The following is a 13,688-nucleotide window of genomic DNA, read 5'->3' on the forward strand; positions in this document are numbered from 1 at the left end:
GAGGAGTCCGCCGCTCTATCGGTGGCACGCCGGGCACCACGACCGGCGTCCCCGGATCTGACGGCGACCCCGCGTCCACCGCGCGTCTACCGGCCAGTAGGATCACGCGGCAGGCCATCAGAGGAGGAACCGTGCCCCGGTCCGAACGCTCGCCCCTGCTGCTCGCCGGCCTGCTGGCCGCCGCGGGCGTCGCCCACTTCGCCGCCCCCCGCCCGTTCGACGCGACCATCCCGCGCGGCCTGCCCGGCTCCCCCCGGACCTGGACCCGCGTGAGCGGCGCCGCGGAACTCGCGCTGGCCGCGGGCGTGGCGCTGCCCCGGACCCGCAGGGCCGCCGCGCTGGCCACCGCGGCGTTCTTCGTCGGCGTGTTCCCCGCCAACGTCAAGATGGCCCTCGACTGGCGGCACCGCCCCGCGCCGCAGAAGGCCCTGGCGATCGGCCGGCTGCCCTTGCAGGTGCCACTGGTGCTGTGGGCGCGCGGCGTCGCCCGGAACGCAGAGGGCCGGTCGTGACCGGGCGGGTGGAGACCGGCGACACGGTCGAGGACTTCGCCCTGCCGGACGAGACCGGCACCGTGCGCCGGCTGTCCGACCTGCTTGCCGAGGGGCCGGTCGTGCTCTTCTTCTACCCCGCCGCCCTCACCCCGGGCTGCACCGCGCAGGCCTGCCACTTCCGGGACCTGGCTGCCGAGTTCGCCGCCGTCGGCGCCCGGCCGGTGGGCGTCAGCGGGGACCCCGTCGAGCGGCAGCAGGAGTTCGCCGGACGGCACGGCCTGGGCATGCCGCTGCTGTCCGACGCCGACGGCACGGTCCGCGAGCGGTTCGGCGTCAGGCGGGGCTTCACCCTGGCACCCACCAAGCGCACCACGTTCGTCATCGCGCAGGACCGCACCGTCCTCGACGTCGTCCGCAGCGAACTGCGGATGAACGCGCACGCCGACCGGGCACTGGCCGCACTGCGCGCCCACCGGGCATAAGGCGGTACCGGGCGGGCCGACCCCGGTGCCGGGAGTCCGGCCCACGGAAAGGAACCGGGCCGTGACGCCCGGTCACCGGGCGCGGCCCGGGACCGGCTGGGCTCTCCGCGGTTGAACCGGGGCCGTAATCGGATAATCCTGGACGACATGGAGGACGCCTCCGCCGCGGCGGTCATCGACGCCCGCGGCTTTGTGACGGGGTGGAGCGAGGGAGCCCGGCGGCTGACCGGATACCCGGCCGAGGAGGCCGTGGGGCGGGCCGCACGGGAGCTGCTCGCCGAGGAGGTGCCGCCCGCCGCCGTATCCACGCTGTCGGGTGTCGTCAGGGTGCAGCACCGCGACGGTTCGGCCGTGACGCTCCGGGTCAGGGCGTGCGCCGTGGCCGGGGCGGCCGGCGCACCGGACGGATACGTGGTCACCGCCCTGCCGCCCGGCGAGCCGGAGACCAGCCTGGCCGGACAGGCCTTCCAGCAGGCGTCCATGTCGATGTCCGTCTTCGACATCCGCCAGCACTATCTGCGCCTCAACGAGGAGGCCTGCCGCGTCATGGGCGTGTCCGAGGAGGTCCTGCTCGGACGCCACTTCCCGGACACCGTCGAGGAGGCCGAGCACAGCCGGGGCTTCAACTGGCACCTGCGCCAGGTCGTCGAGACGGGAAGGCCGTGCCGGTACGAGAGTTACACGGGCGCCCCGGCCCTGAACCGGGAGCACGCCTGGACCACCGAGATGTGGCCGGTGCACGACCCCTCCGGCGAGCTGATCGGCACCGCCCTCGCGGCGTTCGACAGCACCGAGCAGTACTGGGCACGGCAGCGGCTGGCCCTGCTGAACGAGGCGGCTGCCGCCATCGGCACCACCCTGGACCTGGTGCGCACCGCCGAGGAGCTGATCGACATCGTGGTGCCCCGGTTCGGCGACTTCGCCAGCGTCGACCTGCTCGACTGGGTCCTCGGCGCGGGAGAACAGGAGGCGATGCCCGACACCGAGATCGCGCTGCGCCGGGTCGCCCACGGCTCCGTCACCGAAGGCACCCCGGAAGCGGCCGTGCACCTGGGCGAGATGGACGTCTACCCCGCCTACTCCGCGCCCGCACGGGCGATCCGGGAAGGCCGCGTGATCCTCAGCCAGGCCGGTGAACCCTCCTTCATGCGGTGGGTCGCGGACCGCAACGCCCACGCCCCGCAGGGCCGTGCCTACCGCCGGGGCGTCCACTCGATGATGGCCGTGCCGCTGCGCGCCCGCGGCACCACCCTGGGTGTGGCCGTGGCCATCCGCATCGCGCAGCCCGACGACTACGGCGACGACGACGCCGTGTTCGCGGAGGAACTCGCCAGCCGGGCCGCCGTCTGCATCGACAACGCCCGCCGTTTCGCCCGCGAGCGCACCACCGCGCTGGCACTCCAGCACAGCCTGCTGCCCCGGGGGCTGCCCGGACAGGCCGCCGTGGAGGTCGCCCACCGCTACCTGCCCACCGGCTCGGCGGCCGGCATCGGCGGCGACTGGTTCGACGTCATCCCGCTGTCCGGCAGCAGGGTCGCCCTGGTCGTCGGGGACGTCGTCGGCCACGGCATCCCCTCCTCGGCGACCATGGGCCGGCTGTGCATGGCCGTGCGCACCCTGGCCGACGTGGACCTGCCGCCCGACGAACTCCTCACCCACCTCGACGACCTGGTCACCCACCTCGCCACCGGCGACGGCGCCGACGAGGTCGCTGAACTCGGCGCCACCTGCCTGTACGCGGTCTACGACCCCGTATCGCGCCGCCTCACCACGGCAGCCGCGGGGCACCCCCCGCCGGCCCTCGTCCTGCCCGGCGGCACGACCCGCCTCATCCCGCTGACGGCGGGGCCGCCGCTCGGCGTCGGAGGGCTGCCGTTCGAGGCGACGGAACTGGAGGTGCCCGAGGGGTCCGTCGTCGCCCTCTACACCGACGGCCTCGTCGAGGACCGCGACCGGGACGTCGACCACGCCACCGACGAACTGTGCCGCGCGCTGGCCGTGCCCGCCGACTCGCTCGACGCCCTGTGCGACACCGTGCTGAAGGCGGTCCTGCCGGAGGAGCCCAGCGACGACGTGGCGCTGCTGCTGGCCCGCACCCGGGCGCTCGGCGCGGACCAGGTCGCCACCTGGGACGTCCTGCCGGACCCCGCGCACGTGGCCGCCACCCGACAGGCCGCCACCGAGCAGCTGTCCGCGTGGGGACTGGACGAGGCCGCCTTCGTCACCGAACTCGTCGTCAGCGAACTGGTCACCAACGCCATCCGGTACGGCGCGCCGCCCATCCAGTTGCGCCTGATCCGCGACCGTACGCTCATCTGCGAGGTCGCCGACGGCAGTTCGACCTCGCCGCACCTGCGCCGGGCGCACGCCTTCGACGAGGGCGGCCGGGGACTGCTGCTGGTCGCCCAGCTCACCCAGCGCTGGGGCAGCCGGCAGACCCCCAGGGGCAAGACGATCTGGTGCGAGCAGTCGCTGACACCGCTGTTCTGACCACGGCCACCGGCTTCAGCGCCGGGTGCCGTCCGCCGCGACCTGGGCGAGGGTACGGCCGGACTTCACCGAACGCGCCCGGCGGGGATCGGGAGCGCCGTGCCCGCGCGATCCGCCCTCGGCCGTCCTCACCAGCAGCCACGCCTCCTCGTCCCGCCCGCCGCGGAAGCGGGTCAGGGCGTACTCGCCGCGCAGCTTCGCGCCGTGGAGGCGGAACCGGGCGTGGCCGCGGTCCAGCGACTCCCCGAAATCGACGGGCCGGCCCCGGCGGTCGTGGCTCAGCGGCTCGTACGTGCCGTGGTCCCAGACGATCACGGTGCCGCCGCCGTACTCGCCGCGCGGGATCACACCCTCGAACTCCTCGTACTCAAGGGGGTGGTCCTCGGTGGGCACGGCCAGCCGCTTGTCCTTCGGATCCGACGAGGGGCCCTTGGGGACCGACCAGGACTTCAGGACGTCGTCCACCTGCAGCCGGAAGTCGAAGTGCAGGGTGCGAGCGTCATGGATCTGCACGACGAACCGGGGCTCCCGGCCGGAGGCCGCCCGGTGCCCCCGGGGCTCCCCGGTCCGCTCGAAGTCACGCTTGCCGCGGTAGTCCCGCAGCCGGTCCCGCTCACTCACCTGCGGCTCCTTCCCGTCCTGCCGGTCCGGGTACCCGGTGGGAGCTCGACCTCTCCGGGGCCGTGCCGTCCGTGCGGCGGCACGGATAGGGTGAGGAAAGATCAACCGGACCGGTGGGGGATGAGGGCGGCGGACGGCATGGACAGCGCCGAGGAGAAGCGGACGACGGGACCCGCGCGTCCCACCTCGCGGGACGTGGCCCGCCTCGCCGGCGTGTCGCACACCGCCGTCTCCTTCGTGTTCAACGGCCGGGCCGAGGGCAACCTCTCGCCCGCCACCCAGGAACGCATCCGGCAGGCCGCCGCGCAGCTCGGCTACCGCCCCGATCCCGTCGCCCGCGGTCTGCGCCGCCGCCGTACGGCGGTGATCGGCCTGGTCACCGACGAGATCGCCTCCTCCCCGTTCGCCGGACGGCTGCTGCGCGGCGCCATGGAGACCGCCTGGGCCGGTGAACACCTGGTGCTCACCGTGGACTCCGGCGGCGACCCGGCCAAGGAGGACGCGGCGGTCGCCGAGCTCCTCGACCGGCGGGTGGACGGCATCATCTACGCGGCGATGTCCCTGCGCCGCGTCCGCGTCCCCGAGGGCCTGCACCGCACGCACTCCGTGCTGGCCAACTGCCTGCCCGAGGACGACTCGCTGCCCGCCGTCATCCCCGCCGAACGCGCGGGGGGCCGCACCGCCGCCCGGCTGCTGCTGGAGCAGGGGCACCGCCGTGTCGCCCTGGTCGGCGGGCAGGACGACATCGCCTCGGTCGAACGGCTGCGCGGCTTCCGGGACGCGCTGCGCGCCGAGGGCATCACCGTGCCCCGGGAGTGGGTCGTCCGGACCGGGGGCGAGATCTCCGGCGGGTACCAGGGCGCCACCCGGCTGCTCGACGGGGTCCGCGCCGAGCAGCGCCCCACCGGGATCTTCTGCTACAACGACCGGGTCGCGGCGGGCACCCTGCACGCCGCGACCCGGCTCGGCATCGCCGTGCCCGAGGAGCTGTCGGTGGTGGGCTACGACGATCAGGAGCACATGGCCGCGCACCTCACCCCGCCCCTGACCACCGTTGCGCTGCCGCACCGGGCGATGGGCGAGGCCGCTGCCCGGCTGCTGCTGGACGCCATCGCCACGGGACGGACCCCGCCCGCCACCACGCGGCGCCTGGCCTGCCCGGTGATCAGCCGTGCGTCGGTGGGACCAGCTCCCATCCCGTGACCGTCGCCCCGTCCGGCACGGTCAACTGCCGTACGTCGTCCGGTCGTCGGTAGATCCGCTCGGTGATCACGGCCCGGTCGCCGACGAACAGTTCGTACAGCGAACCGTCGACCAGGACGCGCAGGCTCAGCTCCACGTGGCACGGGACGCGCACCACGACCGGTGCCGCGTCCTCGCCCTGCGTGCGGGGCCGGCCGGAGCGGTCGAGGACTACGGTGCCCTCGCCCGGGTCCAGACGGACGGTGAGGTCCGCGCCGGCGGCCGACCGCAGCAGGCTCACGGCCATCGGGGTGCGGGCGGTGACGGACAGGTCGTACGCCTCCGGGAGCGGGCTCCGGCCCGGCGCCGTGACAAACGGCTCGGCGGCGCGCAGCAGGTCCAGCTCCGGGGCGGGGGTGACGCGGAGCGTGCCGTCGGGATGGACGTCGACGACCCGGGGCGCGGTGAGAACGCCCGCCCAGCCGGCCCGCTCGCACTCCTCCTGGTCGCGGGCCTCCCACGACCATCCCCACATCAGGGCGCGGTCCGGCTCCTGGAGCACGGCGGGGGCGTAGAAGTCCCGCCCGTGGTCGAGCCGGCCGCCGGTGCGTGGCTCCAGGCGCAGACCGCCGTCGCCGCCTGGCACCAGACGCCCCGTCAGGTAGCCGGTGCGCAGCGGCGAGCCATCCCACAGCGACACCACCAGCACCCACGCGCCGCCCCGAGCGGCGTACAGCTGCGGGCACTCCCAGCCGGTCGCTCCGGTGCCGAACGCCTCGACGGCGACCGGGTCGGTGCCGTCCAGGAGCACCCCGGCGAACCGCCAGTCGGTCAGTTCGTCGCAGTCGTACAGCAGCACCGACGCCGTGCCGTCGGCGTGCCCCGCGCCGACCAGCGCCCAGCGTCGGCCGCCGTGCCGGAAGACGAACGGGTCGCGGAACATCACCACGTCGAGGCCCGGGGGCGGGCCCGTCACGACCGGCGTGGGCAGCGGCGTCCACTCGGTCAGCGCGGGGTCCTCCGGGTCAGCCGCCCGCGCCAGGCAGATCGTGCCCAGGCCGACGTGGTCACGGTCGACGCCCGTGTACACCGCGGTCGGCACGCCCCCGTCGTCGACCACGCACCCGGACCAGCAGCCCGCCTCGTCCGGGCCGCCCGGCGTCGGGGTGAGCGCGAGCGGATGGTGCTCCCAGCGGGCCAGGTCCGGGCTGGAGACATGGCCCCAGTGGACGTTCGCGTGCACCGGGGCATCCGGATTGTGCTGGTAGAAGAGGTGGTAGCGACCGCGCCAGCGGAACGGGCCGTTGGGGTCGTTGATCCAGTTGGCGGGCGGGCGCACCCGGAAGCGTGGGGCGTCGGGGTGGTGCGGGGGAGCGGCGAGGCTCAACGGTTGACTCCTGCGGAGGTGATGCCCTCGCGGAGAGGGCGCTGGCCGACGACGAACACGGCGACGGCGGGGATCATGGACAGCACGACACCGGCGAGCACGACGGAGATGGAGCCCGTGCCGAGGTTGCCCTGGAGGGAGACCATCCCCAGCGGCAACGTGTAGTTCTGGGCGGAGGTCTCCAGGATCAGCGGCCGGAAGAACTCGTTCCAGTGGTAGTTGAAGGCGAGCACGCCCACGATCGCCAGACCGGGCGCGGCCAGCGGGGCGTACACGGACCGGAAGGTCCGCCACGGCCCGGCGCCGTCCAGCATCGCCGCCTCGCCCAGGTCCTTGGGCATGCCCAGGAAGTACTGGCGCATCAGGAACGTGCCGAAGGCGGTCGGGAAGGCCGGGACGATCAGCCCGAGCAGGGTGTCGGTCAGGCTCATCGACTTCAGCACCAGGAACACCGGCACGATGGTGACCTGCAACGGCACCATCATCGTCGCCAGGACCAGAGCGAACAGCGGCTTCTTGAAGCGGAACTCCAGGCGGGCGAAGGCGTATCCGGCCAGGCCCGCCGTGACCATCTGGCCGACCGCGATCAGCGCGGTCACCAGCGTGGAGTTCAGCGCCAGGAGCCACACGTCGATCTGGTCGAACACCCCTCGGTACGCCTCGGTCGACGGGTTCGTGGGGACGAGCTGCGGTGGCAGGCTGAAGGCCTCGGCGGGCGTGCGCAGCGAGGTCGAGACGGTCCACACGACCGGTCCGAGCGTCAGCAGGGCGCACACGGTCAGCCCGGCGATCCGCGCCCAGGGCGCGAGCCCGTACCGGACGCGGCTGACGGACAGGGTTGCTCGGCTCATCGTTGCTTGGCTCACGGAACTCACCCGGCTCACTGGTAGTGGACGAAACGCCGGCTGAGCCGGAACTGGAGGGCGGTGACCGCCATGATCAGCACGAAGAGCAGCACGCCCACCGCGGACGCCTCACCGAAGCGGAGCTGTTCGAAGGCCCTCTCGTAGATCACCATCACCACGGTCCGGGTGGAGTCGCCGGGCCCTCCGTCGGTGAGGACGTACGGCTGCTCGAAGACCTGGAGCGCGTTGATGATGCCGACCACCGACGCCACCAGCAGCGTCGGCGACAGCAGCGGCAGGGTGACCGTCAGGTGCTTGCGCAGCCCGGTCGCGCCGTCCAGGGCGGCCGCCTCGTGGATCTCCTTGGGGATGTTGTTCAGGCCCCCGACGAACAGCAGGAACGAAAACCCGAACTGCTGCCACACATAGACCAGGACGACGGTCGCCATCGCCGCGTTCTCCGACGTCAGCCACGGCACCGGCGCGATCCCGACGAGGCCGAGCAGCCAGTTCACCACCCCGAAGTCCTGGTTGAACAGGTACTTCATCACCACCGAGATCGACGCGGCGGACAGCACCAGCGGGAAGAAGAACGCCGAGCGGAACACCGAGCGCAGCCACACCGGCATGCGCCCGTTCACCGCCAGCGCCAGCACGAGCGCGACCGTCAGTTGCAGCGCCACCGCGAACACCATGAAGACCAGCGTGTTGCGGAACGACACCAGCACCGTCGAATCACTGAACATCTCACCGTAGTTGGCGGCTCCGGCGAAGCGCGGCGCGTCGATCACGTTCCAGTGGAACAGGCTCAGCACCACCGACCCGACGATCGGCACGACCGTGAAGACGACGATGCCGACGATGGTCGGCGTCAGGAACAGCGTGGCCAGCAGCCGTGTGCCCCGGTCGCGCGCGGAGAGGCGCGGCGCGGCGGTGGCCGGCGGGGCGGCCGCGGGGCGTGCCGCCGGTACGGCCGGTATCTGGGTGTTCGTCATGCGTCACGCTCCATGGCCTTCTCCAGGTCGCCCTGCATCCGGCGCAGCGCGGGACGCACCGCGCGCGGCGAGGACAGGGCGGTGCCGGTGTGCTTGAGCAGGACCTGCTCGACCTCGGCGACCTGCGGCGGCGCGGGGATCGGCCCGGTGTCGGGGAACTTGTCGAGGGTGTCGTAGAAGACCCGCCAGTGCGCCGGGCCCATCTCCCGGTAGCGGTCGGCGGTGAGCATCGAGCGGCGGGCCGGGGTCGTCTGGTTGGTCTCGAACAGCCGCATCAGGGTGTCCCTGCGGGTCGCGTACTTGATGAACTCCCAGGCCTCGTCCTGCTTGCGTGAGGTGCGCAGCAGCGCGTAGCCGGCCGCCCCGTACTGCATGCGCTGGGTGCGCCAGCGCGGGAAGTACTGCACGTCGAACCCGTCGGGCTTCATGCCCGCCAGGTGCAGGCCGCCCGCCCAGAAGCCGCCCGCGGGCGTGACGCCGACGCGGCCGGTGGAGAACACGCCGATGAGGTTCTGGCCGTTGCCGCCCTCGGGGCGGGTGCACAGGCCCTCCTGGATCAGCGAGGCGAGGTAGTCGTACGCCTCCTCCACCCGGTCGTGGGTGGCCTGCGGGGTGGTCCAGCGGAAGCCGCCGCCGCGTCCGCGCCGCTGGGCGGCGGGGTAGAAGCCGTCCCACAGCCAGGAGCCGCCGGGCGCCTTGGACTCGGCGAGCAGGTTGGTGTCGTTGGCGAACAGCCAGGGCACCACCCCGCCCCACAGCCGGTTCGTCCAGAAGTACGGCGTGAACTGCGAGCCGCTCGACTTCTTCATGTCGCGCAGCAGCGCGGTGAAGTCGTCGCGGGTCCAGTCGGGCGGCGGGAAGTCGGCGCCCGCCCGCTTCAGCACCTGCGTGTTGAAGTACATGTCGGCCGCGTTGAACTCCACCGGCAGCTGGTACAGGCTGCCCTCGTACATCATCGACTCCACCAGCGAGGGGTGGACGTCGGCGAAGTACTCCTTCAGCTCGGCCGCGTCCCGCTTCACCCACCGGTCCAGCGGCACGCCGAGCCGCTGCGCGAACAACTGCACCCCCTCGGTGGCCACGTAGACCAGGTCGGGGGCGGTGCCCGCCGCGATCTGCGTGAGGATCTTCGCGAAGAAGTCCGACCAGTCGACGGCCTGCACGGCGTTGATGCGGACCTTGATGTCGGGGTGGACCTCGCGGAAGCCGTCGGTGAGCGTGCGGATGGCGGTCGGGCCATAGGCCGGGCCGAGCGTGGCGATGACGAGGGAGCCGTCGTCGCGGCCGGGGATGTCGGCTCCGGTGAGCCGGTCCCAGCCGGCGGCGGTGCCGGCCAGGGCGGCGGCTCCCGCGCCGTAGGCGCCGTACCGCAACAGGGTGCGGCGGGAGAGGTGCGAGTCGGTCATCGGGCGGGCCTAACTCGTGTTAGTCAAGGATTGATGCCCTGATGATGGGAACCGTGCACGGGCATGTCAAGACGCGGGAACGCCTGACCTTTAACGAGTTAGGAGCACAGCTGCGCCGCACGGACGGCGGGGAGGCCCTGTCGCCCCGGACGGGGATCGCTGTCACGATCTCCGGGAAGGACCACGCCCACGGACGAGCAGCGGAGCGCGTATGACGACGGACGGCCGCAGGACGGACCACGCGGTGCGGGACGCCGGGATCGAGGTGAAACCGGCCGCCGGTCACATCGGAGCCGAGATCACCGGCGTCGACCTGGCCGGTGACCTGGACGACGCCGTGATCGCCGCGATCAGGGCGGCCGTGCTGCGCTGGAAGGTCGTGTTCTTCCGCGGGCAGCGGCTGGACCACGCCGCGCACGTCGCGTTCGCGCGCCGCTTCGGCGATCCGGTCGTCCTGCCCCGGCGAGGCAAGGCCTCGCCGCCCGGCTTCCCGGAGATCGAGACGACCGCCGACCGGCTGGAACTCGGCGGCCGGTACGGCATGGAGCACGACGAGTGGCTGCGGCGGCGCCGCCACACGCTGCTGCGTGGCTGGCACTGCGACCACGGCGCCCGCGTGGACCCGCCCGCCGCGACGATCCTGCGCGCCGAGACCGTCCCGCCGTACGGCGGCGACACCACCTGGTCGAACCTGGCGGCGGCGTACGCCGGACTGTCCGGCCCGGTACGGGAGTTCGTCGACGGGCTGCGCGCCGAGCACCGGCTGGGCGTCGGCTACCAGCCGCGGCCCGGCGACGACGCCTACGTCCGCCACCTGCTGGACCACCAGGTCGCCACCGTGCACCCGCTGGTGCGGGTCCACCCGGAGACGGGCGAGCGGATCCTGTACGTCAACGGCTACTACGTCGAGCAGATCGACGGCCTGTCCCGGGCCGAGAGCACCGCGATCCTGCAGATGCTGCTGGAGCAGGCGGTCCGGCCCGAGTACACGGTCCGGTTCCGCTGGGAGCCCGGCAGCGTGGCCTTCTGGGACAACCGGGCCACCATGCACCTCGCGCCGAGCGACACCGCCCACCTCGACCACCCCCGGATCATGCACCGGGTGATGCTCGCCGGTGACGTCCCGGCCGGGGTGGACGGCCAGCCGTCGGCGGCGATCGTCGGGAGCGAACCCGGCCGCTGGTGACCGGCCGGGGGAGTCACCCCAGGGGAATCGTCACCTCGTCCTCGACCGGAGGGTCGGTCTCCTGCGCGCGGTTGCCGGTGGCCGCGTAGCAGCGCAGCCGGACTGACTCCGGGCCGACGTCCAGGCGCAGGAAGCACTTGAAGAACGGCGGGCTGTACGTGGCGGAGCTCGGCGAGAACAACTGGGTGTAGATCTTGCGCACCGGCAGCCGGAACCGCTTGGCCCGGTCGGGGCGGCGGGCGGTGCCGAGCAGCCCGGCGACCAGGCGGACGCGCCGGGTGACGCGGGCGTCGCCGCCCGGCGCGCGGGTGGGCGGGATGCCGAGCCGTTCGGCGATCACGGCCGTCGCCTCGGCCTCGGTGAGGGTGAAGAAGCGGCGCAGCCGCAGCCGGCGCCCGTAGAGCCGGCTGTAGAAGGCGAGGGAGTCGCCGCGCAGCGGGTAGCAGCGGAAGTCCCGCTCGGTGACGCCCGCGACCGAGACCCGGGGGATGGTGTGCGTGGCGTGCATGAACGCGCCGCCGCCGCCCGCCACCACGTACTGGAGGGTGCGGCCGTCGTCCAACCGCACCGGATAGCGCTGGTAGTTGTGGATGTCGCCGCCGATCGCCGCCACGTAGTGGTGGGCCGGGTCGCGGACGATCTCGTCGACGGTGCCGCCGTCCTCGATGGCGCAGGGTTCGTGCCTGCCGTCCACGTACAGCGGCGAACCCGTGATGAGGATCTTCGGGCGCGGTCCTTGGGAGACCTCGCGCAGCCAGGCGCCCTGCTCGGCGTCGACCGTGCCCAGCAGACCCGTGTCGATGCCGACGATCCGCACCGGCCCGGCGTCGATCGCCCAGTAAGGGCCCGGCTGCACAGCCTGCTGGGCGGGCGCCGACCGCATCGTCCGTGCCTCGGCGAGGTGCCGGCCGTCGTCCGGACGGGGCCGGTGCCACAGCAGGGAACGCAGCCAGGCCCGGGTCAGCGGGCGCGGTGCGGGCTCGGGCGGCAGGGGCGGGGCGTCGTCGCAGAAGACGCGCATGAAACCGCCGAGGTCCTCGTACCAGTCGTGGTTGCCGGGTATCGCGTAGACCGGTGCCCGGTAGTCCTGGTACGGGCGGAAGAACTTGGTGCCGTAGTCGTCGGCGCTGCCCACCGGATAGATCACGTCGCTGGCGACGACGGCGAAGCTGGTGTCCCGACCGACCTTCAACATCCCGGGCACGACGGCGTACTGCGGGTCGTCGCCCTCGCCGGTGTCCCCGATGACCAGGAAGGAGAACCGGTCCGGGTCGGTGCGCCGGATCACCTTGTCCGCGGGCGCCCCGGCGGCCCGCCGCTGCGCCACCCAGCGGCTCCGGGTGCGGCCGGTGGGGTCCCCGAACCAGGAGGCCAGCACGCCGTTGCGGGCGGCCCAGAGCATCCTCGGGTCCAGCCAGGAGACCTTCTCGGTCCTGTGCGGCATCAGCCGCCGGTACACGCCGAGTTCCGCTGTGCCCCAGCCGGCGCCTTCGGCGGTATCGCGTGAGGAGTCAGACACCGGTGCACCGTAACAACGATCCACCGGCCGGCCGGAGCCGGGTCCATCACCACCCGGGGCGGGACTCCGCGCGGACGGCGGGGAGTTGACGGCCGCACGGCGAGCCGGGCACCGGGCCGGTCCGGTGCCCGGCGGGTGGGCCCGACCTTCTCGCCGACGCGCGCCGGGCGTGAGCCGGCCGGGCGTCAGAACGTGCGTTGCAGCAGGTCGAGCAGGGCCGTCCAGTGGCGCTCGTCCGCCGCCTTGTCGTACGCGGCCGTGTCGGCCTGGGTGAAACCGTGCTGGGCGCCGGCGTACACCTCGCAGCGGTGGCGGACCCCGGCCGAGGTCAGTGCCTGCTCCAGCCGCTCGATCTGCTCCGGCGGCATCCCCGGGTCCTCGTCGGCGTGACCGAAGTACAGCTCGGCGGTGACCCGGTCGGCCACCAGATGCGGGCTGTCCGGCGCCTCGGTCGCCAGACGGCCGCCGTGGAACCCGGCCGCCGCCGCGACACGGTCCGGATACGTGCCGGCGGTGAGCAGCGCGAGACGGGCCCCCATGCAGTAGCCGGTGACGGCGACCGGGCCGTCGGCCGCGGCCGGGCACTCGGCCAGCCGGCGCAGATACGCGCCGGCGTCCCGCATCGCCGTGCCGGCCGTGAGGGCCCGCATGATCGGGCCGAGACGCTCGAAGATCTCCGGACGCGCCCCCGGGTCGATGAACTCGGGCAGCTCGACCACCGGGGCGCGCCCGTGCCGGAAGAACACGTTGGGCACCAGGACCGTGTAACCGGCCGCGGCCAGCCGGTCCGCCATGGACCGCAGCCGCGGACGGAGCCCGAAGGCGTCCATGTAGAGCAGCACCCCCGGCCGCGGGCGCCCGTCGGCGGGATGCGCCAGATAGGCGTCGGCTGTGCCGTCCTCGGTGGGGATGTCGACAGCGTTTCCCTGTACGGCGGTCATGGCTGGGCTGCCTCTCTACGGACGTCGGCCACAGATCCGCACCCGCGCAGGGGGCGGAGCACGGCCATCCTGACAGCCCCGGCCGGGCACGCGTCGCCTGCCCCTGCCTCTCTGACCTGGCCGTTAACGGGCCTTGGCGA

The 13,688-nt window shown here is 73.3% G+C and carries 12 protein-coding genes; 5 read left to right on the plus strand and 7 right to left on the minus strand.

Features of this window, described 5'->3' with window-relative positions; genetic code table 11:
• Positions 1 to 131: 131 nt before the first annotated feature.
• The 3 genes from ACFPZJ_RS25195 to ACFPZJ_RS25205 all read left to right on the plus strand — a co-directional run bounded on the left by ACFPZJ_RS25195 (position 132) and on the right by ACFPZJ_RS25205 (position 3,466).
• Entirely contained in the window at positions 132 to 512 is a 381-nt protein-coding gene (locus ACFPZJ_RS25195) for a DoxX family protein (protein WP_381025845.1), read from the plus strand.
• Positions 509 to 976, plus strand: coding sequence for a peroxiredoxin (locus ACFPZJ_RS25200; protein ID WP_381025848.1), 468 nt, complete (start codon positions 509 to 511; stop codon positions 974 to 976). Before ACFPZJ_RS25195 ends, ACFPZJ_RS25200 begins: the two co-directional genes overlap by 4 nt.
• A gap of 147 nt (positions 977 to 1,123) precedes the next feature.
• Positions 1,124 to 3,466, plus strand: a complete 2,343-nt coding sequence (locus ACFPZJ_RS25205) for an ATP-binding SpoIIE family protein phosphatase (RefSeq protein ID WP_381025851.1) — start codon at positions 1,124 to 1,126, stop codon at positions 3,464 to 3,466.
• Between the two features lie 15 nt (positions 3,467 to 3,481).
• On the opposite strand, the gene ACFPZJ_RS25210 is transcribed toward ACFPZJ_RS25205, so the two are convergent.
• Positions 3,482 to 4,087 carry a DNA polymerase ligase N-terminal domain-containing protein gene (locus tag ACFPZJ_RS25210; RefSeq protein WP_381025853.1) on the minus strand — a complete coding sequence of 202 codons (606 nt, stop codon included), beginning with the start codon at positions 4,085 to 4,087 and terminating at the stop codon, positions 3,482 to 3,484.
• Between the two features lie 138 nt (positions 4,088 to 4,225).
• On the opposite strand from ACFPZJ_RS25210, the gene ACFPZJ_RS25215 reads away from it, so the two are divergent.
• Entirely contained in the window at positions 4,226 to 5,290 is a 1,065-nt protein-coding gene (locus tag ACFPZJ_RS25215; RefSeq protein WP_381026652.1) for a LacI family DNA-binding transcriptional regulator, read from the plus strand.
• Here the strand turns inward: ACFPZJ_RS25215 and ACFPZJ_RS25220 are convergent.
• From ACFPZJ_RS25220 to ACFPZJ_RS25235, 4 genes are read right to left on the minus strand one after another with little or no spacing between them, the layout of a single operon-like run.
• Positions 5,253 to 6,656, minus strand: coding sequence for a glycoside hydrolase family 32 protein (locus ACFPZJ_RS25220; protein WP_381025855.1), 1,404 nt, complete (start codon positions 6,654 to 6,656; stop codon positions 5,253 to 5,255). The genes ACFPZJ_RS25215 and ACFPZJ_RS25220 overlap by 38 nt on opposite strands.
• On the minus strand, positions 6,653 to 7,507 hold the full coding sequence (locus ACFPZJ_RS25225; protein WP_381025857.1) for a carbohydrate ABC transporter permease: 855 nt from the start codon (positions 7,505 to 7,507) through the stop codon (positions 6,653 to 6,655). The genes ACFPZJ_RS25220 and ACFPZJ_RS25225 overlap by 4 nt, the downstream gene beginning before the upstream one ends.
• 29 nt (positions 7,508 to 7,536) lie before the next feature.
• Positions 7,537 to 8,496 (minus strand): carbohydrate ABC transporter permease, encoded by a 960-nt coding sequence (locus ACFPZJ_RS25230; protein WP_381025860.1) that lies wholly within the window; start codon positions 8,494 to 8,496, stop codon positions 7,537 to 7,539.
• Complete coding sequence (locus ACFPZJ_RS25235; RefSeq protein ID WP_381025862.1) at positions 8,493 to 9,902, minus strand: extracellular solute-binding protein; 1,410 nt, start codon at positions 9,900 to 9,902, stop codon at positions 8,493 to 8,495. Before ACFPZJ_RS25235 ends, ACFPZJ_RS25230 begins: the two co-directional genes overlap by 4 nt.
• Before the next feature lie 211 nt (positions 9,903 to 10,113).
• Here ACFPZJ_RS25235 and ACFPZJ_RS25240 point away from each other — a divergent pair, with 211 nt between their 5' ends.
• Positions 10,114 to 11,088, plus strand: coding sequence for a TauD/TfdA dioxygenase family protein (locus ACFPZJ_RS25240; protein WP_381025864.1), 975 nt, complete (start codon positions 10,114 to 10,116; stop codon positions 11,086 to 11,088).
• Between the two features lie 13 nt (positions 11,089 to 11,101).
• On the opposite strand, the gene ACFPZJ_RS25245 is transcribed toward ACFPZJ_RS25240, so the two are convergent.
• A complete protein-coding gene (locus ACFPZJ_RS25245; protein ID WP_381025867.1) occupies positions 11,102 to 12,607 on the minus strand; it encodes a metallophosphoesterase family protein in 1,506 nt (501 codons plus the stop codon).
• 185 nt (positions 12,608 to 12,792) lie between these two features.
• Complete coding sequence (locus ACFPZJ_RS25250) at positions 12,793 to 13,548, minus strand: dienelactone hydrolase family protein (RefSeq protein WP_381025869.1); 756 nt, start codon at positions 13,546 to 13,548, stop codon at positions 12,793 to 12,795.
• Positions 13,549 to 13,688: the final 140 nt, after the last annotated feature.

Origin of the sequence: Streptomyces bullii (genome assembly GCF_042657145.1) — a bacterium.
Lineage (GTDB): Bacteria > Actinomycetota > Actinomycetes > Streptomycetales > Streptomycetaceae > Streptomyces > Streptomyces bullii.